Here is a 23769-nt window from a genome sequence, read left to right on the forward strand (position 1 = left end):
AAAATTATCAAATGATTCCTTTTGACAAGCTTTATAAGCTTGCATTTTTACACTCTATATTCTGTATAAAAATACAGCTTAATTCTTATCTTATCTTAACTTTATTCTATTCTATTTTCTTACTTTTTCAACACTCCGTCTTGACTTCTACACTCATGAGCTACCACACTAAGGCTATGCCATGGGTTTACTATTAGTTTGAGTGTGCCAAAGCTTGGCATATATACCTTGCTGCTGTAATAGTTCCGCGTGACTGCCTTGTTGGACAATCATGCCTTGATCTAATACCAAGATGCGATTAGCATACTTAATAGTATTCAATCTATGAGCAATGCTAATCACTGTACGATTACGGCAGATCTGATTCATATTAGCCATAATAGCTGCTTCAGATTCATAATCAAGTGCTGAAGTTGCTTCATCTAAAATTAAAATCCTTGGATTTACTAACAAAGCTCTAGCAATAGCTATTCGCTGAAGTTGACCGCCAGATAGACCACTGCCTTTTTCACCGATCATGGTTTGATAAGCTTGTGGTAATCGTCTAATAAAACCATCTGCACCAGCTAATCTTGCTGCTTGTACAATTTCTTCTTCACCAGCTTCTGAACAACAGAGCTTAATGTTTTCTAATATTGATCCAGCAAATAACATGTTGTCTTGTAATACCACACTCATATTGCAACGTAATGAGGTAGGATCAGCTATGGCTATATCCATACCATCTACTAAAATCTGACCATGCTGAGGAGTATAGAGACGTTGTAATAATCTAGTTAGCGTACTTTTACCTGAACCAGACGGACCAGTAATACCGATGAATTCTCCTGGTTGTATTACAAAGGATAAATCTCTTAATATTTCTGGTGTATCAGCTTGATAACGAAAACGCACATATTGAAACTCTACTTTTCCAGTTAATTTTGGCATAGTAGCGACTCCCTTACCAACTGCTTCTGATTTAGTATCTAAAATATCTCCAATACGGCGTAATGCTATTAAACTATGCTGAAACTCTTGCCATATTTGTGCTAATCTTAAAATTGGTTGAGTTATATGATTAGCAAGCATATTAAAGGCGACTAACCCTCCAACTGTTAACTCATGTTGTAGTACAATCTTAACGCCAAACCATAATAACAAGGCTGAAGTTAATTTTTGTATTAAGCTAACTCCTTGGCTAGCAATGATCGCTACCTTCTTAGCTGAAAATATCGTCCGTAACTGACAAGCTAAAACTTGTTTCCAACGCTTTAAAAACGCTGATTCTGTAGCAGTAGTTTTTAATACCTCAATACCAGTAATAGTTTCAGTTAAATAAGCTGTAGCTAGGCTACTCGCGTCATATTCTTTGGTAACTCGCTGTCTTAATATTGGACCAATACTTAACCAAAACACGACATATAACACTAAGGATCCAAGTACTATCCAAGTTAATATTTTAGCATAATTAAACATTACTACTAAAAACATCAGAATAAAAATAACATCTAATACCAACATTAAAGCCGAACCAGTTAAAAATTGACGAATTTGGTTCATTTCACGCACACGAGCAACAATCTGACCAGTTTGTCGCTTACTAAAATAGCTTAGTGGTAAAGTTAACAAGTGACGATATAATTTACCGGAAAGTTCAGAGTTAATCTTACTGGCTAGATTGGTAAAGATTTTACCTCGTAAATAACTAAATAAAGGCTCAGCTAAAGCAAGTGCTAATATAGCAATAGCTAGTACATTTAAACTTGAAATACTACGACTAACTAATACTCGATCTATAACATTTTGGAATAATTTAGGACCTACTAAAGCAATTAACTGCAACATTAATGATAAGGCTAATACATCACGTAACTGATTTATATGCCGCAATATCGAAGGCAAAAACCAATTAAAGCCAAATTTAACATCTGTAATTTGCACTTCTTGCTCTGCTAATAATATTATTGGTAGGTTATATTTACTATTATTAGCTGTAGGAAGTAGCTCCTTATTAAGCTCCTCAGTAGCTACATCATAACGCCACCAATATTCTGTTTCAACTTTTTCAATCACACTCCATTGATTATCTAAACAAACTAATATAGGCAAGGGTAATGTTTGCAGATCACCACTAATTTCTTCATAATATTTTGCCCGCAATCCTACTTGTCGAGCTGCTCGGCAAACATCTATCCATGTTAATTCTTGGCAATCTATACCAAGTTTATGACGTAACAACTCTTCAATTGCTAATATTTGAAACTGTTTAGCAGCTTTAATAATTGCTGGTATACCATGTTTACCAATAATCATCTTTTGACCCATTATGGTTCTCTCCAAGCTTCTGATTTATATTCTTGAACTGGACTTAATAAATAGTCAATAACTCGGCGTTTACCAATTTTAATCTCAGCAACAACAGACATACCAGGAGTTAAAGTAACTAAATTATTATCTATCATGATATGATTTTGAGCTAATTCAATCTGAGCTGGAAATATTAATTCAGAACTTGACTCATTAAGTTTAACTGAATCAAGAGAGATACTTTGTACTTGACCACTAATAGTACCATAACGGCTATATGGAAATGCTTCAATTTTAACTGTTACAGATTGCCCAGGGCTAATAAAACCTACATCTTTATTGGCAATATTGACTTCTGCTTGTTGCGGTGCATCATGAGGCGTAATCATCATTAATGTCTGAGCACCTTGTACAATCCCACCAACAGTATAAACAGCTAGTTGTTGTACTATACCATCCATTGGTGCTCGTAAGATTTGTAAGCGATCTCGCTCTTGGACTTTAGCTAGCTCTTGTTCTATTGTTGACAAAACAGATTGGGATTTATTTAAATTATCATGCCACTCACGGTATTTTTGGGCAATATAACTAACTTTATTCTCACGTATTGTATTTGCACGAGCCTTTAGCACTTCCAATTCCTGCTGTTTAACTGTAATTGATAGCTCAGTTTCTAATACTTCTTTTTCTTTCGCTAATAACTCAGTTTTAGATACAAATTTAGACTTTAACAACTCACGACTTGGAGCAAGGCGTTGTTGAATATTATGTAGCAATTTTTGTAGCCCCACTATGCTAGCTTGATTAGCTATTTGTTCAGATTGATTAGCTGCTAATTCAGCATCAAATTTCGCTAAGATTGCTTGATGTTCCTGCCAAATACTAACAAGATGAGCCTTGGATCTTATTGCGACTAATTCTTCAATATGATCTGGTATTATAAGTGCATTTAATGGCTCGTCACTAAGTAATACTTGATAACGGGCTAATTCCAGTTGCTGAAAATATCTTTGTTCTTGAAGACGACGAATTTCTTGCGTAATTCCTACTATATTAAGCACTAACAACCTATCACCACACTTAACATGTTGTCCATTCTTAACAAGAATCTCTGCTACTTCACTTAATTCATAGGCCTGAATAGTTTGAGAACGGCTAGGTAAAATTAATCTACCTGTAGCAGTAGCATGAATGTCTAAATGACTAAAATAAGACCAAATTAATGCTAATAATACTAGTATGCTTATTGCAATTGCTGTAATTCTAGCAGTAGCAGAAGGTGGAGATTCTATTAATTCAAGATGAGATGGTAAAAACTCATATTCTGCATAGTGAGATTGAAAATAAGACCTAGCTCGATACCAACAAAATCTAATTTTACTAGTAATATTTTTAAGCTTATTATTTAGTTTATCTTGCTGACAGTAATTTTTTAACAATAATAATTGTTTTATTATATTCATCCAACTGCCTGCCGTAAATCTTGTTGTAGTTGCCACAAGTAAGCATATTTACCACCTAATATTAACAGCTCCTGATGTGTCCCCTGCTCGATAATGCTTCCTTGTTGTAATACAATGATACGATCACATTGTTGTACGGTAGATAAGCGATGAGCAATAGTAATTACTGTACGGTCATAAGCTATTTTAGCCATATTAGCTTGGATCACCAATTGTGATTCATCATCCAAACTACTTGTTGCTTCATCAAAAATTAGTATTTTAGGCTCAATTAACAAGGCTCGAGCAATAGCAATACGTTGACGCTGTCCTCCTGATAACGAACTACCACCTTCAGCAATAACTGTATCATAACCAAATGGCAAACGTAAAATAAACTCATGAGCTCCAGCAAGTTTAGCAGCTCTAATTACTGCCTCTAAAGGAGCTTGTGGCTGTGATATCGCTATATTATCACGCACAGTACTATTAAAGAGATAATTTTCCTGCAGTACCACTGCCACTTGTTTTCGTAAATGGTACGCATCTAAATTATTTAATAGCTCTTTATCCAATAATATTTGCCCTTGTTCTGGTAAAAAGAGTCGTAATAATAAATGAGCCAGTGTACTTTTACCAGAGCCTGATTCACCTATTATACCAATTTGCTCGCCAGATGGAATATATAATGAAATGTCTTGTAGCACCAAAGGAGCTGTTGGTTGATAACGGAAACTAACTTGCTTTAGGGTAATTTCACCTTGTAAATCAGCTTTTTTGCCTTCAGACTCTTGTTCTACCGGTAAATTCAAAGTATCACCAAGTATATCTATTGCCACTTGTGCTTGGATAAATTTACGCCATAACTCAACTAATTTAGCTAAAGGCTGAGCAAAATGCTGCGATAGCATATTAAATGCAATTAATTGACCAAGAGTAATCTCCAGATTAATCACTGCTCTAGCTCCACACCATAAAATTAGAGTACTAGTTACTTTACCAACTCCCTGAACTAAATGTTCAGATAAAGAAGAGAATATTTGTGTTTGATAACTAGTGCTTACTAAATTTCGAGTTTGCTCCTCCCAGCGTCCCGTTAAACGTGACTCTATTGCTAAACTTTTAACTGTTTCAGCTCCAGCTATAGTTTCAGTGAGAAAGGCAGTATTAGCTGCACTGTAACGAAACTGAGTCTCTAATTTTGCTTGTAGCGGCTTAGTAAACCACCAAGCTACCATGATATAAAAAGGTATAGAAATAAGCACTATTATAGTTAATGTAGGGGATATTAACCACATTACTGCTAAAAATATACCCATAAAACTAATATCAACAAATAGAGTAAATAGTGAGCTACTTAAAAATTCTCTAATACTATCTAATTCACGAACACGAGCTACTAATGAACCAACTGAGCGATTTTTGAAATAAATTAAAGGAAGTCCAAGAAGATGCTTTACTAGTTTAATACCAAGTAAAATATCAATACGTTTTACTGTATGATTATATTGGTATTCCCGTAATCCTTTTAATAAAACCTCAAAAATACTAGTAATTACTAAACCAAACACTAATACATCTAGTGTAGCTGTAACTTGATAAGCCAAAACCTTATCCATCACTATTTGAAAGAATAAAGGTAACACCAATCCCAGTAACTGTAGTACTAGTGAAAAGAGCAGTATTTCAGCTAAGATATAGCGATATTGCCAAAAAACCGGTACAAACCATGATATGTTGAATTTAAGTGATGAAGTAGATAAAATAATCACTACACCACTCCATTGGTGGCATAGTTGCTCTCTAGACCATAACTCAATATTAGACTTAAATGGATGTTGCACTAAAGCGTTATCTTGATCCATCTTAGCAAGTACTATGTACTCTCCATCATTAGCAAGAAATGCTAATGGTAAATCTTTATGAGTAAGGTAATGATATGTTATATGCTTCTGTTTTAGCTTTACTCCATAAGTTTTATTAAGCTCATTAAGGTTAGAACTAATATTTTGATTAGGTGATGGTAATATATCTTCAGTAATCTTGATTCCTGTTAGCTGTAATAATAATTTACTACAAGCTATAGCACTCCGTATATTACTTATTACATTTTTCATAAATCCCCACGTCAAGCATTGACAAATTAAGTGAAATGTAATTAACCTGAATTCGATATAACAAGTTACATCGAATTCAGTGTTATATATAGAAAAAATCAGTGTAGAACCGCTTCAAGAGTACATTTGCCCTTATATCAAACTGAGGTTAAATAATTACGCAAAACTTACGCTATTGGACTTTGGACAAAATAATTTAGCCTATATTTAACAACTTATAATTTATCTATTATATAAAATAATTTACCTAAAATTGTAAAAATATTAACTATAGATTAATAATAATCTTAAAAAATTAACTCAGAATACTAGTTTTTTATAAAACTTTCTATTTTGTAAAAAACAGGGGTTTTTGTCCAAAGTCCAATACGCTATGTTATCTCAAGTATGACTAAAAACCTTGACCAAAAGCCATTTTTTCATAATGGGAAATTTTAATAATATCCCAGTACTAAGGCACTTGTTATAAAACATAGCGTAAGTCTTGTCCGTTAATAATCATTCAAATCCTAATCAGTCTAATAATATTAGTAATATCTCTTTAGAGTAATAGCGACTTCCAGTCTAGATATCAACCCACCAGCTTCATTTGGTTGTTATTGAGTTTAAAATCTCATTTTAAGTATAGTTAGGAACTATTTGAGGATATTGGTCAATTACATGGTTTAAATTTGTTGTACCACAATATCCCATACTATTGTCCACATGTAACGCTGACATGCAGTGAAATAGATGTGCATGAGTTAAATATCTTGAATTACATTGTTGACTGTCGGCTTGCTGAAATCCTTGCTGTTGGTAATCAGTAGTATGAATACATTCAATAGATTCTTTCAGTTCTGTTTGTAGAACTTTAAGGTTCTCATTAAGTTCTGTAATTATTTCAGTGTTAACAGTAGATTGCTTACTTAATTCTGCTATTTCTTCTATACGATCTTCCAAAATATTTCTAGCCCATTGTCTATTCTCTTCACTGACCTCAGATGATAAAGTTTTTAGTAAACTCTCAATGCTTTTAATACTAACTTGCCACTCGCTTCGTTGTTGAGTAGTAATTTCAACAATGCTTGAATTTAGAGAAGCATTCTCTTCATTAGTAACATGAGTCTTTTCTAAACCTAATAATACCTTAGCCTTAGTTACTAGTTTCCCTATTAACTTATCAATACCAAAAGCACGAGCTAGCATTAATTGGGCATTTATCTGGTCTAAACTAGGAGGTATAATATTTGTAGTATAAACTAGATTCGTATGATTTCCTTCACAATATATAGACGGTTTTCCATAAAACTCAATAGGACGACAATTTTTATAACTATCTCTCTGTATAGAATAACCTTTAATCTGTGCAAAATTAGTTCCTTGGTAAATGTTACTAAAAATCTTAGCTTGACCACTAGGTGATGTACAGCTTATAACATCTGCAACATATTTTTGACTATTAGCATCCCAAGCATAAGGTACACAATTTACTTCTTGATTTTCAGTACTAGATGCTGGAGTTGAATGTTCATGGTTATTGTTAGGAACTTCATAATTATGTTGTGATTTTGTATTAGTACCTATATCACTTAGATAAGGCTTAGTACTGGTATCTAATCTTGATGCATCATGGTAAGTGTTAGGTAAAATTTGTGCCACCTTTTCAAAAGAGTTAGCACTTAAATAGTTCACTGCATCTACCATTGTTGATCTTATATTTTTGACTAATTTAACTGGCCAAGATTCTAATCTAGATGCACCAGAAGAGATAGGTTGAACAAAATCATTATTATAGAAAGAAGATAATTGTTCCTGGTCATTTTCTACACCATCAATTACATTACCTTGAACTATAAGTGTATCTTCTTCATTTGCATCAGCTTCACGACGATTACGTAGATATTTAGTATTATTATATATAGTTTCTAGTTCTTGTTCTTCAATATTTAAGTAATTATCATCTAGGTCACTTTTTACTTTTTCTTGCATTCTGTATTTTAAGGCTTGTTGGTGATGCTCAACAAATCTTTCTACCTGAAACACTATATCTTCTTTTTCTAAATGCCTTACCAAACGATGAATTATCTTTTTGTCAATAACAGTCTCAAAGCATGGATCAATTTCTGCTAGTAACTCTGATCTTTCACTGTAAGGACTTCTTAATGATGAATCACTGTAGCTTTTAGCTATTAACCACATTAATGCTTCTACAGCTCGATCATGTTGTAGTATCTGTTTTAGATGTTGGTTATCATAATCACTATTATGCACATTAACAAACCGAACTTGATCTATTGATGAATCAAATCCTAAACACTGATATGTTTTAACATTATTTTTTATACCAATACTTGCTAGTAAATATTTTAAGCCATTAATTATCTTAGAATCCAATTGCTCTAATTGTTGATTCACTACATAGCTTAGTTGTATTGTACTTTCAGGTTCAGATCCATCAGACACATAACCAGTATTAGATCCTTGATAATCTGCTTGACTCAAAATGGAGCTATAAATGTTGTTCCAGTATCCATCTCTCTTATCATGCCTACTATGCCTTATAGGATGTTGCTCACTTTGTCCTATTGCACTATGCTCGCTACTTTGAGTCATATTTATAGTTTCTATAGGCTCTAACTTAAGTCTTGCATCATTAATTTTGTAAAAACTACCATCTTTGTCAAACTGAAAGGCAATATGCTGATTCTCCAGACCTACCTCATAACTAATTAAATTAATCAACAAGTGCCATTCTATACCTGCGTGACTGAATCTTATACCTCTTACATACACATTATGATCTCCTGTAAAATTAGAAAAAAAGATGTTACCAAAACACAAATTAGTATAATCATTTGTATGACTTTTACTTACTTTTACATTGTCAACTTCTGTTATATTTAACACAGTTAAGTCAACAATATCATTAGGTGAATTTTGGTAAAACTCATCTTCATTTTTTATTTCAAGATAAAGATTCACACTAGCATTTGGAGTAATACACTCTGACACGTAATTATTTTTCGGTAGAATAAAGATATATTTATCCTCTTCTCTTCCTCCTTCCACTGTTGTAACTTGATAATGACCACATTTCATAATATAATCACAATAACTTTTTACATTATTCCCATAATTTCTGGATATGTTGTATCCTCTTTCAGGATCGTTATTATTATAGGAAAAATCAATAGGTATTATATCTGAATACACACCACCAATTACTGCTTTTTTAACAGGTACTAATAGGTAATCTTGTACTACCTCTATCATTTGCATTGGAAGGTTTAAAGTATTATTATTCATAATACTTTTTGCAATTTCATAAGCAGACATTTCGAATGAGTTTCTAACATTCATAGATACTAGTACTATTGCTTCTAGCTCACTTTTGCTGTTCTGTATAACCTTTGCATCAATATGAACTCCTGACCCACTTAGTACTTGATATTTCATATCTGCTAATATATTGAGCAAAGACTTGTTTTTAATTACGACTGTTTGTTCCCTTAAGTACTGACTAACCTTAACTATTAACTTTCTGAAGCTGTTTACCTTGACGCTTGAAATAACATCTTGTTTATTGTCACTTAAAAGCTCTATATTGTAACTATTTTCCTCTGTACCAATACCTATCCTGCATTGTGTTGCAATATCATCAACGTCCTTCACATTTAGTATGTCTATACTTTTTTTCTTTTTCAATACATTACTACTATATAGTATTTCAGCACTACCACTATTTTTACTAAAAATAAATACTATTTTTTTACCTCCTGCATAGTGCTGATCTTTATTGTTAATGACTCTTATTTCATAATCAAGACTTTTACAATTATAACTGCTACGATATGCTAGTTCATCGTCTGTTGCAAATTCATTCTGATATATCTTGTTACCTACTTCACTACTTGCTGCGTTAACATATCTTGTTTTGCAATGAGTGGCAATATGCTGAGGAACATTAGAATAAGATAGATAGTTATACATATTAGTCAAGCCAATAGCACCGTGAAATCTATTATCTTTAGTACTTGAAAAATCTTGTCCATACAAATTTACATTTAAAGTAACATTACTAATATTATTACTTATTATTAGTATATTCCCTTTTACATTGCCACAGCTTAAATTACTAATTCTAGGAATATCGTTAACAATAGCAACAGTCTCATTATTTCTTGAACCTTGATAAGTTTGCATATTTTTATGTATATACATTACTGCTGGGTAGTTTTCAGCTGCTATTAATTCATTAGGACCAGGAAGATAAAGTATTGAATTTTCTGGGAATTTTCTTTTTTTTATATTGTATGGATCTTTTCTTTTAGGGTTAGTAAAAATGAAAGGTTCAATTTCACCTGAGAAAAGAAAATTCCTTTGACAACTTCGATGAGTTTCATTGACATTACAGTAACTTACTATATTACAAACGTAATCATCATTTACTATTATTGTAGTATTTTCGTTACCAACTGTTTTCCGTATTGGATTAACTACATCACCACACTGATCTTGGATTGTTAAGTCTCCCAAAGGCACACTTACAACTCTTAAGCCACGATCTTCATACTCATGCTGGGTTAGATAGGGCATAAATTTTTTCTTGAAATCAATAACATAAATCTCTTTACTACCTAACTCTTGCTCTACAATAACATGACATTTAATATGAGGTATTATAGAACAAGTAAATCCTTTTGTAGTTTCTCTTCTATCTAAAGTATGCCTTTCTAAAGGCAGAGTTTTTGATATATCAAGTAAAGATAAATTACCTCTTATATAATTATCTCTATCATTAACCTTAACAAAGAAAGTATCATACAATTCTTTTTCGTAAGTACATTTAGTATCTACACATATATCTATATGCTTTCTTGAATCAGCATCCAATCGACGTTGTTTATCAAAGAACGAGTCTTCATCAATTTTAATTACCTTATTATATTTCTCTCCAACACCAGCTACATACTGAACAACTGCAGCTATGCTATAATGCTCATTCAATAAATTGAAAGCATTTTTTTTTACAAAATCCAAGTACATTCTTATTTTATTTGCTTCTTCATATTCCTGTTCTATATCTCTTCTAGTAAAAAATTTTATTACTTCTGCAAAAAATAATTCTTCCTTTTCTCCCTGTGATAAAGGTATTTGACTTGCAATTGATTCAATAATTTTCAATCTTTGACTGATTTTAGTAATGCCCGTAATTTGCATATCAATAACTGTAGTTACTGATGCTAACTTACTAGCGAACTTAACAACAAGTAATACTTTCATAATTCTACTAGCCGAACCTATCCCCTTTACTACGGCACTTACTCCTTGTACTGCAGCACTTATAGGTTTCATACTCATACTTGTTAATTTTATACCGCTACTACTTGCCCAATAATAGTTTAACGGGTGGTGATTATTGTTAGCTATCTCATCTATATTATACCCAAACTGATAAGCAACAGTTGCAAATGTAACGCTTCGCACTATAGGGTTATCTATTAGTACAGTTAAAGATTTTCGTACAAACTTTGGTATTTTATTGATTACTTTTCCAATTACTTTATTCTTATTAGAGATGTTTAGGCTAGTTCTTACATCATCTATGGCATCTAGTATACCATTTATGCCAAATACTTTTTTTAAAATATCATTGTTATGCCGTCCAAATGTCTCATTGTCAACTATACTATCAAACAAGTCGTATATGGCCATAATAGCAAAAAACTTTCCTACCTTCTCTCCCTTTACCTTTGATAAGTTAAGTTTATTTTGATCAAACTTTATTTTGGATTTCTCAAAATCTTTTTTTAAACTATTAACATATTTTTCAAAGACCTCTTTATTTAAACCATCAAGATGATTTTTCAATCTGTTAAGGGTATTTGTACTTACCCCTAGCTCCAACAAATACTGATCTAACTTATCTATAATGTTATTATAATCAGTCACTTCTTCGATATCAGCTATTTGTTCAATGCTTTTTTGTTCTTGTAGCAGTGCTATCTTATTATGTATTGCTTTTTTTGCTACTTTAGGGAAATTCCTAACTATGGTATCAACTTGTACTTTACGACCGCTAACATTCAAATAATGTTTTACACTTCCTTGATTCAGATATTGGATTATGTCATACCCTCTATTATCATCTATTCTCAATTTGATTTCAAAACTCTCTTCATCTAATACGTAATTCTCTACATTTTGTATATCTACAATATTACCTATTACTATCTTTTCTTTATTACCATCGTTGTGTTTTATTTTTACATATATTTCATTGTTGCTAGTATCCATAAATACTTGATTAGAGTGTACAGTTAAAACTTCCTGACTATAAGCTTCAACTTCAGCTCTTAATACTTTAGTGTTTTCATCACTGAAATAACTTTTTATTTCATCTACAGAGCTAAATTTGTTATAGTTAATGCTACCTTTATTCTTTAATAATCTATATAAATTAGCTGCTACATGTAGCAATTGGTTATTATCAATCCTTTCTGCTAGGGAATTTATATGATCAGGGCTATTTGCATAAATATAATCTCTATGGTCATGTATTAACATTCCAATATTAATTAATACATTGCAATAGATTATTTTTTGTAAACTTCTGGGAACACTTTGCCGACCTATTGATAATAACATTGCACTCAGCTGTATGGATTTAAGTACGTCATCTAATAAATTACTCTTATTCTTATTATGAATAGCATTGCTCAGCAAATATTTATGATTATTTGTTAGGTTATTACTACTTACAATAATTCTTTCTTTAGCTAACTCTAACAATTGAACACGTTTATCTTCATCTTCTACATTTTTTATGTAATTTAAAAACTTCCAACTATCAATTTTTATCCCATCTATATTTCTTCTATTTTGTTGTTCTGCATTGAATTTATCTACATCATACCATGAGTATAAACATTTATTAGTGCTTCTTTTCTTTCTATTTCCATTTAAACACTGAGACAATGATACATGTAAATCTGATGTAGAATCTGTATTGATACTATGAGAACTATCTACTTGTGCTTGACTATCAAGTAGGACTTGTGCAAACTCTCGTCTCTTGCCTCTAAAATATTCCTCACTATTTCTATCAAGTCTTGTAGGAGCTAACTGTGTGCGAACCCACAGTTCATCTCTATTCTCCTGCAACATAGTATTAATATCTCTAGCATTCTCGAGTGACCAAAGACCACAATTGTAAGGATCTGTTTGTTGATGAATTTGAAAATTTATAAGATTACCTATATTATTCTCTATTAGAATTTGATGAATATTATTTGGTATCTCACTACCTAATGAGTCCACATAATATCCACGATACTGTCCATTCTGCTGAGCAATAACTAAGGTAGTCCAATGATCACCTCCTTGGTTAATAATAAATGTGCGTCTTGGCACTCCTTGTTGCTGCACTATTCTATTATTATCAACATTATCTGTAAATTGACGTATTTGCTCACGTAATTCTCCAGTATTTATGTCTTGATCACGCTCTGTAACTACAACAAGTCCTCTGCCGCTGGTATCATAGTTATTATTCGTAGCATGTACATCAAACATATTGCTATATGTATGGTGAGCAATTCTTCTAATGTCTTGGTCTGATAACCAATATCTGTAATCAGGATTTTGTTGTAATGTCACACTTTCAAGAGTTTGTTCATTTCGCTGTACGCTTCTGCCTAGTTGATGAACCTGACCAAGGAAACTACGTTCAATATCATAAGCAATAAATTGTTCCCTTGTTATCACTAAAGACTCAGGAGTTTCGGCACGACTAATAAAACCAACAGGTAACGTTGCAAAGAAATTGGCTCCTTCAGTTATTGCTCTGATATTACGACTTATCCCATATCTTCTTAGTTGGACTTTTTCAGCCTTTTTAAGTGTCCTCTCCATACTATCTATAGTAACTCTACCATCACCATATTTTAATTCCAAACCAATTAACACATCACTATCAGCAGGGTTCTTACTCATCACATTGATGAACAAATCAATTCTTTCACCACCCCCTACTTGAAACTCAGACCTTACATTAATTTTAAAGTCTCCCTGACTAAATTCTATATCACTATAACTATTGAGCAATCCAGATAACATTGCTGCAAAATAAGCTTCATTTGTAATTAAAGACTTAATAGGGAATAGATTTTTTCCTATACTAGTAAACATATCACCATAAGGTCCTAAATCTACCTTATTATCCTGACCTTTCTTAGGTTGATAACTCATTGTTGCATCAAGTGCTTTTTTTAGATTGTCAGCCTGATTAAAATCTGGCATATTATGTATTTCCCAATGATTAGCAACATTTGCCTGAAAATAATCATTTACAGAATTAGTGAAATCACTAATTACTACACTACCATCTTCTGTTAAAAACCTTAAAGAACCATCATTACCCGATCTAGCATCAACATATACTTCTATTACTTCCTTGCAACTAGCCTGATTTATTATTCCAGCAAGAGGAACTCTTAGCGTTTGATCATTAATATCAACGTTACTACGTCCTCCTTCATGAAAATGTACAACTAATACTCTACTATCTCCTGTATTACTTCCTGCTATTGTTCTTTCAATAAATACAGATGTAGTAATACCATGGCTACGGCGAGTTCCCCTAGTCGTTTCCTTTAATTTCTTATAGGTAAGTACACGCTTGTCTATTCTAGTTTTATCATTCTCAACCGAATTTAGAATTGAATGTCCAATAAATAACCTACTTAAATATTGTGGTTCACCCGAACCTTGTGTACCTGGTGATAATTTATAAATTTTCTTTAATTGATCTGTTATAGTTGTTCTTATGCCATCAAGTCTTCTTTGTCCTATTAATCCACTATTTACACTCTCAAAGATGTTTCTAATAATAGAAGCTGGAGGTTGTAACTCAGCTGCACTTGTTTCAATAGGATTAGTATAATCCATATTAAAACCAATGCGTATTACTCGATCAGCAAGAGTAACAAAAGGTCTATTATTCTGCTGTAAACCTTGCGTATAGCTTTCAGCTTCTCTTAACGCATGCTGAGGATTCGTTCTACCACCTTGTTCTTGTCCAGTTTTTATTTCTACAAGAATTGGCATAGCCTTCTTAACACGCTGACTCCCACGCACCAAAAAAGCTATGTCAATATAGCCTTCTATTCCTAATAATAGTTCTAAATATAACTCTAAATTAAAGCGATATTTAAAATTTATTAAAACACCAGCCGTAAAGCCGTGATCAGCTGCCTCTAATGCTCCTAGAATATTAGGTAATCTTCTATAATAGATTCCATTAATATCATATATGTACTCAAACAGTTTCTTAGTATCTCTTTCCATTGCTTGTACAATGTTCATATCCCTACGAGGATCATTTATAGTCTCTCTGTTGAGATTCTTTACAATATCTTCTAAAAGATTTGATTTATACTCACCTGTTTTATGCTTATGATGCTGCTCTATTCTTCTGAATTTAACTTTCATTCTTTCAGGAAGCACTTGATCTGTAAGTTGTTCTCTTCTTATTACATTAACCCTATCTCTATTTTTTCTCTTACTGATTATTATTGCAGCCCCAGATTTAAATTCTATCTCATCAGCTCTTGTGTGAGCTCTGGATCTTAGATGATACGTATCATCTCCTTCACTAAATAATAATCTGCTTTCTTCTAACCACCTTCTATCATCCCTACTAAATATTGCTCCCATAATCTGTCTGCTATATCTCTTCTCAGAAATAACAAAAACATATTCTTCTAATTTTTTAGTAGTAGGTTCTTCAGTAATAGCCACAACCTTCAAAAATGGCACTTCATCAGCATCACTTATAGTACAAAGCTTAAAATGAAGCTCAGCTAAACCCAACCTATCAAAAAGCTCTGTGTTTTTTAAAGTAGTAAACATCCCAGCAAAAAAATTAACATAAAATCCTTTCTTTGCTGGTGCTGCACCTACACCACCAGGTCTTGGTATTTGATCTAAAAATGATTGAAACCTTTGTTTAAAATCATGATTCTTATCTATTTGAAAAAGATAGTCAATTAATTCAGGAACAACCTCATTAGTAATTTGTTGATGAAGAGTTCTTTCTAAACCAAAATTGTAATGATTACGTTCATTACCTTGACTTGCACTTCTAGCTGCATTTACATGATATAACCTTATTGGAATGTTACCATCCCCACGCGTATGCACTGCTCCACCAGCATCTACATTAATAGTTGCACCAAGCATACGACCCATTGCTTCTATTTCAGGCTCACCACCCCAAGTATTTCGAACTCTCATATTGTCTAAGTATTCATTAAAGCTACGTCCACTTTCACCTTCAACAAAATTCCTGAAGTCATTCTCATTAGATGATATATAATCCACTACTCTATTACGTAATACTCTTGTAACTAACCTATTAAAAATTCTATCACTACGAACATTATTTGAAAATGGATCATATTCTCTCACTAACTCCCTTATATGCCTTATATTCCCAGATTCTTCTTCTCCAAATAATCTTTCAAACCTCTCTGAAAAAACATCAGCATCAGCATCAGCATCATCCTCAACTGGCAGTAAATAAGCTAAAGTAGTAGCCCAAAATAGACAGCTATTATCCCCTGGTACATTAACGGGAACAAAAGTACTTGGTGGCTGATTGTTATCACCATTAGAACGACGATATCTTATAAGATTTTGTGGATTTTCTTGTTCTAAAAACTGAGCAACTTCTGCGTCAGTATTAAACTTATTTTTTGTAGCAGAACTTAATGATAACTTCTTATTATCGTTAACAATATTTTCTTTTTTTATATACCATTGTCTACTCCAATTATTTTTTTTTAATGTTTTCATAACTACCTCCTATTTATCATTACTCCTTTCATTTTAAACTATTTATTTGTTACTTTTTTCAAAACATTAAAGTAGAAAATTATTGTCATCAATGCTCAAAAAATCAGTAAGTACCAAACATAAGTAAAAAATACATAAGATGGACTTTCGCAAAAATAATAAATGACTTGCAGAACTTAGAGTAATTTTTTATAATTCATGTATCAATTACTACAAAACTTACGCTATGTTATCTCAAGTATGACTAAAACCTTGGTTGTAAGCAATTTTTCATAGTAAGGAATTTTAATAATATCTCAGTACAAAGCCACTTGTCGTAAAACATAGCGTAAGTTTTGACTACCATCTAAAGCCAGTGGTTTGGATTAATGCTTGTAAAGCATATTAAAGCGTGAACGCTAAAACTAAAGTTTTGAGGAAAGTATTAATATTTAAGTAGTATGTTCAAACTTGGAGGATATAATGGAGAAAATCAGTATAGAAGATTTAAAAAAAGAGCAAACCGCAAGCAAGTTATATAAAGAGGCTAAACAAATATTGCATGGAGCATGGGAATTAGCAATAGCCAAAGTTAATGATAAGTATAATAAAGAAGTTGATGCAAAATTTCAAGAAGCAGAAGATAAGTTGGGCAAAGCAGATGCACTTATTCCAAGTAATAGTGAATATAAGAAATGGACTGTAGTTGAAAAACTTTTAGCTAGTTCTGTAGCAGAAGATGATTCATATTATGATGTAAAACGTTTTGAAATTAAAAAATGGTTTGACTATCATACACGTTTTCTTAATAAACAAATAACACATCCATGTGATTATATGGTTGAAATCATCTATAGCATACTATCTGATAATGAATGTTGGAATGGTCCTGAGCTTAATAGAACTGCTGTTGCAAAAAAATTAATAACATCTAAAATGTTAGATGGTAGAGAGTTGGATAGTATTGAACGTTACCACATTGCTTGTCAGTTTTGCTTAGAAGATGACATTAATAGCATATTTGATAGCAGAAAAGAAATAGGAACCATAGAAAGATTTGTACAAATTGCCCTTGGTTCTAATAAATTATTAGCTTTTTGGTGCTATTATGCAAATGTTATTAACGCTGAAAACCCCGATCCAGAGATGGTTAATAAGTTTAAGAAATTAGCAGGTGATATAGAAGATAAGCAAGTTTTGTATAGATATGGGATTGATTGTGCATTAGAGCGAGGTAGTAAGGAAGCAGTAGAGTTTTTCTGGAATAAACTACCTAATAAAGATACTGAAATTCTAATAGAGGCAGCAATAAAAACTAAAAATAGTAGTTATGCACCTAGTAATTCTTATATTGTAGCTTTTTGTGTTGATCAATTAGAGTCTTATGGACAACCAGATCTCTTTAGGAAACTTATAAGGAAAGATGTGATAAAGAATAGCAATTATTATGGTAGTTATTCTCATGTGATGGGTAATTTAAGACCAGATCATTTTTATAAACATATAGAAAAAGTAATTAAACATTTAAATCCAAGTGATTTGCCTGAAAAAGAGTATGAGAATTTAACTTGGAACACATGTGAGAGTATAGTTTCTGGCCCTAGAGTTATATTTGATCAAGCAGTACAGTTTTTAACTTGGTTATGGAACTTACCAGGTTATGAAAGTCATCAACAACATTTTCATGATACTGTAGAAACAACATCTAGTATATTAGGCGATCTTATAAAAATTGGGGGGTTAGAGCCTGTTCATAAAATCCTTGATTCAATGGATAGTTTTCATGCTAAATTATTTACTCTAACATGCCAGGAAGGAGGTAATGTTTGTTACAGTTTATACACTCAAAATGATGGAAAGTTATTACAAAAACTTTTAAGCTCTATTAAGACTACCATTAAGAAACCTACCAAGAAGTTTTTAGAAAAACTAGACCAAGATGTACTACAAAAATTAGAGAGTGTGTTATGTAATGATAAGAAACTAGCCTCTCACAAAGGAGAAGGTGATAGTTGCTCAAGTGATAATGTTTCTGTTTCTTTACAAGCATTTAATTTTTATAAGCAGTATGATAGGCAATCGCTAGAAAAACTATTATGCAATATACTTGGTGATGCTAAAGGAGGAAAGCTTTTACACAAAATAGATAAAGTAATGTCGAATAAATTAGGTAATATGATTGCTAATACTCAGAAATCGTATAAAGAGTCTCTATTTTATAACTCTAGTGATAGTGACCATCATGATAACCTACAGGATGATAGTAGTGGTTCATCAGATCTCGAAGTATTAGTAATGGGAGAAGGGCATACTGCTGAATTTACTAATAGTTAGTAGTAATATGTAGAAGTTAAGATTTGATCTTAGTGTGCCACGAAGTGTAGATAAACTAGTAGCAATTCCAAATATGACATTATGGATACATAGGGAAATTTTAGCATTGCGATCCACTCAACTTTAAGACGAATAATCTATTTTTCTGAGTCTGTCCTATAGTTTGTGTAAGTTGCAAAGAAAGGAGTAAGAGATTACTGTAGAAAAAGTAACTTAAGCAAGCAAGGAACGTTAATTCGGGATAAGGACGTTGTGGATATGCATATTAAAGTCAAGTTTTGTTGAAGGCTTATTTTTCTTTAGTGAATTGTATGATTCATAGAGATTGTTTCAATTTTAGGATGTGCTAAAATAGCTAAATGGATAGATTAGAAAAAACACGTTTAAGTTGGATAAAACTATATAAAGAGGTAAAGGATGCTGCGATTGTATGCCGTAGATGTGGTATTTCTCGACCTACTTTACGAAAATGGTTACAACGTTATGAAAAGAGCGGTGTTGATGGACTAAAAGAGCTAAGCCGTAAGCCTTATAACTGTCAAAGCAAGATAACAGCTCAACAAGAAAAGCTTATTTTATCACTAAGAAATGAACGTAAATTAGGAGTTAGGCGGGTTCAAAGTGAAATAAAAAGATTGTATGATATTTCCTTATCTTTAGCTACAATCCATAAAATCTTTAGCAAAAACAATGTACCATATTTGCAAAAGAAAAGGCATTATCGTAAACAAGCTAAAAGATACAATTGTAATCTTCCTGGAGAAAGGGTACAGATGGACGTGTGCAAAATCGCTAACAATTTATACCAATATACTGCTATAGATGATTGTACTAGATATAAGGTTTTGGCTTTATATAAAAGACGTACTGCAACAAATACTTTAGATTTTTTAGAACAAGTTATGGAGCGTATGCCATTTCCCATACAACGTATTCAAACTGATAGAGGACAAGAATTTTTTGCTTATAAAATCCAGGAACGTTTAAAAGAATATGCTATTAAATTTCGTCCTATTAAACCGGCTTTTCCTCATTTAAACGGCAAAGTAGAACGCACTCAACGAACAGACTTAGATGAGTTCTATTCGAGTATTGATCTTAAAAGACCTGATCTTATTGAGGAATTAGGATATTGGGAACATTATTACAATTGGAACAGACCACATAGCTCTTTAGGCGGTAAAACTCCAAATGAAAAATATATAGAATTGATTTATCAAACTCCACTCTATGAAGAAGTTAGTGAAAAATATGATCCTTCTAAAGAGGATATTTTAATCCATGGGTACAATAAGAATTTAGCAACAAAAATGTTGAAACGATGTCTGTGAATCCCACACATGATTGTCAATCAGTAATTTCAATTCTGCTCGTAATTAAAAAAATCTGGGGTTCTACGTCAGCAATGGCATTCGGTTAAGCTGTTATCCCTCTTAAATTAAGAACTAACCTTATTAATTTTAGGTTATAGAGAAGCGAGTTCCTACATGTTTTATCATATTTTTTAATAAGGCAAGCAATAATAGCACCCATTTTTAGGAACTAAGCACAATAACTCATGACCTCCAAACTGGATTTTCTTAACCGAATGCCATTGTCTACGTCAGAACGCCTACTTGTGTTACAAAGTAGTTAAATTACCTTAGTGATTTTGATTTTATCAATAACTTGGTTATTATTGATATTTCATTCCCATAATTTCCTAAAATTATATTACAAATATAATTGGTATTATTAACTTATTTGTAATTTAATCTTTCTTCTAAAAAATATCATCTGATTTAGAGCGTTTTTAAAGTAGTAAGTTTATACATTAACTTTAAATTATGTAAAACCGATATCCATTCTAAAAACAGTCTTATTTTGTCTTTTCCAATCATTCACTATTTTACTAGCTAAATTTAGCTATTTTGTGTTTGTATATTTTGCTTTTTTCTTCTATTGAATTAAGAAAAAAATAAATAAAAGTTAAAAAACCTATCAAAATTGGTATAACCACAAAAATAATTGCCTTAAGTTTTCTAGCAGATTCTTCCCGATCCAGTCAATTTTCTCTTTCTTCTTCTGTTTCAACTTGATCAGCAATATCTTTATCTAAATTATCTGCTAGCATTTTTTAACTTGAGTAAAAATTTCTACAACTGCTTTAAACTTAGCATAATATTGGCATATTACCAAACGTTTTATTTATAAAACTTATTTTTTAGGAAACGGTAATTTTCCTGTTAAAAATTCTATAGCCAGCTCCATATCATCTTTTGCTAAAATTTTATTAATAGTTAAGTCTTTACACTTATCTATTATAACAAGAAGCTGATTATTGATATTTCTCAGTTTCTGAGTATTATCTTCTATTGTTTCTATCTCCACTAGCGTAGTAACACTAGGGTTATCTTTTCGCCATCTTCTGCATTGTTCTAGAAAAAGCTCAATATCAGTATTTTGCTTATTATACAACTTTACAGAACGGTTAATTATTTCATCATCTAAGACATGCGGTCTATCTATAACAGTTGTCATGTTCTTTAATTGTTCTTCCGATGCTTCTAACATACCTTTTACTATTGCTGATATAGTAGCAATCATTGATAAAGGATGAAATATCGGTTGCTGTTTTTCAGTCACATTATAACTTAATATGTTAATTGTTATTTAAAAATATTAATTACATTAACAGAAAGATATTATAATGTAAATATTATAATTTGATTATATATCTCAAGCTACTTACTTATCCATGATAGAAATCCAAAAGTTAAAAGCATCTTATTGATTTACTTCACCAATAAAGATAGTTCAAAGGAGATCAGCTGCTTTACTCTCTAACTCCACTTCTATTGGTGGCGTTGATTTTTTCTTGCCTAGCTTCTTGATGTTCTTCTGCTGTTTAGATTTTTGGGATACAGAATGATTAGGTGCTGAAGGTGATCTAGATGAGTCTTGGGGATTATTAGCACTCTGATTAGCACTATTACTGCTGGAGCTTATCAGTTTTTTAGGAATAAGTTCAAGATTCTTATTGGGTAGAGATATTGCTGGAATTTGCATTTTGGATAATCTAACTCTAGGTTCGGGTAATAGTGTATAACACTCACCAACGCTTAAGTTAGCTAAATCTTCTACAGCAACAAGATTTTGCTTATGATGCTGTTCATTATAACTGACTCCATCTCTAAATTCATGAGCACCGAAGCTAGTATTCTTCTGCTGACGCATTAAAGTTTGGCTACCACACATAGAACTAATCATTTTAGCAATTGCTGGCTCAAGATTTCTAAAGAAGAAGGATGTGCCAAACTGCCCGAAGATTGCAGAACCATCATAATGACCATATTGGGAGTAAAGTTGATTTAGAGATTGCATACCAGCTAGGACGCAAGCTCCATATTTTCTACCTTCTGCCATCATAGGTGATAAAGCAGGAAGTTTACCAAGGGCTGGCAGCTCATCGATAACAATCCATACTCTGCGTTTACTATCTATGCCTATTTCTATAAGCTGCGTTAATGCAAGTTCAGTTAAACAAGATATTAGTGGTAAGGTTAATGCACGACTGCTGGGTTTGGTTGCTAGAAATAACCATGCTTTGTTTCCTGTCTGAAGATTAGCAAAGTATCGTTTAATTGAAAATGCTCCATTGTCATCGGCAGGCTGTAGGTACATAAGTGGTTTGCTATTTGCTGCCAGTACCGCTACAATAGAGCTAGATGTTTGTTTGGAGTCATTTGTAAGGTATCTAGCGGCTTCAGTACCTCCTAGTACGGTTTTTAGATATTCTATATCTGCATGACATGCCATATTTACTACATCTTGTACGGAGGCATTTTTCCCTCTCAAAAACTCAACGCAGCTATTGAGGACAGTTTCGGCAGCTGTTTCCCAAAAAAGATCAGAGTGACTGCTCGATTGCTTTCTGTTAAAACCGATTAATATCTTGGAAAATCGCTCTAAATCCTCACGAGATTCACAATCTTTCCAAAAATCCCAAGCTTTGCCTCGTTGATCGAAAGGATTAAAGATAATATCTCCGCGGTGTGGATTGTAGTACTTGGCAATCATCTCCCCAGTTTGATCAATAATAATAGCGGGTTGCTCTTTTGCTTCTACCTGAATCAGTAAATTATGCATGAGATTAGTTTTACCAGCACCTGTTGCACCAGTAATTAACACATGCCTAGTTTCCATATCTTTCACTAGCGGCATATCACCAATAGTTAGATCACTGGCTTTACCAATTTTACGCAAGCACTTTCTAACTTCTTTGCTAGTCAATACTTTATTGCTACCATCTTTCTGCTTTTCTGCTTTTATATCTTTGCCAAATCTTGACCATAGCAGATAGATTAAAACAAAGATGCCAAACATGACTAGCACAGTAAGAGCTAATCGTATTTTAACAAACTCCCATACTGAAAGGTAAGATGCTCTATAGAATCGTGATTTAAGAATTTTGCGTGGATCAATATCTTTGGCATATAAACCTTTTTTGTCATAAGCATCTATTTTAGTATAATACTCCTTAGCATTGGGGTTAATCGCGTTTCTAATAAAGCTGCCAGCATCATCAAAACTATCAGCTAATAGTGCTTTCTGATAAGTCATAGCAGCCCTTAAATCTAATAGTTGTGATGGTTTGTATGAGATAACACAGACTATTGCAACACTCACTAACAATGAACTCGTGAAAGAGCTACGTAGAACCTGAAGTAACATCCGTAGCTTATGTAGAAAAACTTGACCACCACCAATAAAATCATTTAACATATTTT

General features: G+C 32.4%; 8 protein-coding genes. 2 read left to right on the top strand and 6 right to left on the bottom strand.

All coding sequences use genetic code 11. The features are described from left to right. Positions 1-174: 174 nt before the first annotated feature. The 4 genes from NBW66_RS07225 to NBW66_RS07240 all read right to left on the bottom strand — a co-directional run bounded on the left by NBW66_RS07225 (position 175) and on the right by NBW66_RS07240 (position 16687). Positions 175-2307 (bottom strand): type I secretion system permease/ATPase, encoded by a 2133-nt coding sequence (locus NBW66_RS07225; protein ID WP_250310512.1) that lies wholly within the window; start codon positions 2305-2307, stop codon positions 175-177. After that, entirely contained in the window at positions 2307-3752 is a 1446-nt protein-coding gene (locus tag NBW66_RS07230; RefSeq protein WP_250310513.1) for an HlyD family type I secretion periplasmic adaptor subunit, read from the bottom strand. Before NBW66_RS07230 ends, NBW66_RS07225 begins: the two co-directional genes overlap by 1 nt. Beyond that, on the bottom strand, positions 3749-5848 hold the full coding sequence (locus tag NBW66_RS07235; protein WP_250310514.1) for a peptidase domain-containing ABC transporter: 2100 nt from the start codon (positions 5846-5848) through the stop codon (positions 3749-3751). Before NBW66_RS07235 ends, NBW66_RS07230 begins: the two co-directional genes overlap by 4 nt. A gap of 618 nt (positions 5849-6466) precedes the next feature. After that, positions 6467-16687 carry a hypothetical protein gene (locus NBW66_RS07240; RefSeq protein WP_250310515.1) on the bottom strand — a complete coding sequence of 3407 codons (10221 nt, stop codon included), beginning with the start codon at positions 16685-16687 and terminating at the stop codon, positions 6467-6469. Between the two features lie 462 nt (positions 16688-17149). Here NBW66_RS07240 and NBW66_RS07245 point away from each other — a divergent pair, with 462 nt between their 5' ends. Both NBW66_RS07245 and NBW66_RS07250 read left to right on the top strand, forming a co-directional pair. Beyond that, positions 17150-19000, top strand: coding sequence for a hypothetical protein (locus NBW66_RS07245; protein WP_250310516.1), 1851 nt, complete (start codon positions 17150-17152; stop codon positions 18998-19000). A 359-nt stretch (positions 19001-19359) separates the two neighbouring features. Further along, complete coding sequence (locus NBW66_RS07250) at positions 19360-20331, top strand: IS481 family transposase (RefSeq protein WP_250310517.1); 972 nt, start codon at positions 19360-19362, stop codon at positions 20329-20331. Positions 20332-21196: 865 nt separating this feature from the next. Here the strand turns inward: NBW66_RS07250 and NBW66_RS07255 are convergent. Continuing rightward, positions 21197-21625, bottom strand: coding sequence for a hypothetical protein (locus NBW66_RS07255; RefSeq protein ID WP_250310518.1), 429 nt, complete (start codon positions 21623-21625; stop codon positions 21197-21199). 171 nt (positions 21626-21796) lie between these two features. Beyond that, positions 21797-23764, bottom strand: a complete 1968-nt coding sequence (locus tag NBW66_RS07260; protein ID WP_250310519.1) for a type IV secretion system DNA-binding domain-containing protein — start codon at positions 23762-23764, stop codon at positions 21797-21799. Positions 23765-23769 lie beyond the last annotated feature (5 nt).

Source organism: Rickettsia endosymbiont of Oedothorax gibbosus (assembly GCF_936269705.1).
GTDB lineage: Bacteria > Pseudomonadota > Alphaproteobacteria > Rickettsiales > Rickettsiaceae > Tisiphia.

Excerpts from the sequence above, each read along its gene's own strand:
- NBW66_RS07225 (WP_250310512.1), bottom strand. The coding sequence starts at position 2,307 with ATGGGTCAAAAGATGATTATTGGTAAACATGGTATACCAGCAATTATT.
- NBW66_RS07230 (WP_250310513.1), bottom strand. The coding sequence starts at position 3,752 with ATGAATATAATAAAACAATTATTATTGTTAAAAAATTACTGTCAGCAA.
- NBW66_RS07235 (WP_250310514.1), bottom strand. The coding sequence starts at position 5,848 with ATGAAAAATGTAATAAGTAATATACGGAGTGCTATAGCTTGTAGTAAA.
- NBW66_RS07240 (WP_250310515.1), bottom strand. The coding sequence starts at position 16,687 with ATGAAAACATTAAAAAAAAATAATTGGAGTAGACAATGGTATATAAAA.
- NBW66_RS07245 (WP_250310516.1), top strand. The coding sequence starts at position 17,150 with ATGGAGAAAATCAGTATAGAAGATTTAAAAAAAGAGCAAACCGCAAGC.
- NBW66_RS07250 (WP_250310517.1), top strand. The coding sequence starts at position 19,360 with ATGGATAGATTAGAAAAAACACGTTTAAGTTGGATAAAACTATATAAA.
- NBW66_RS07260 (WP_250310519.1), bottom strand. The coding sequence starts at position 23,764 with ATGTTAAATGATTTTATTGGTGGTGGTCAAGTTTTTCTACATAAGCTA.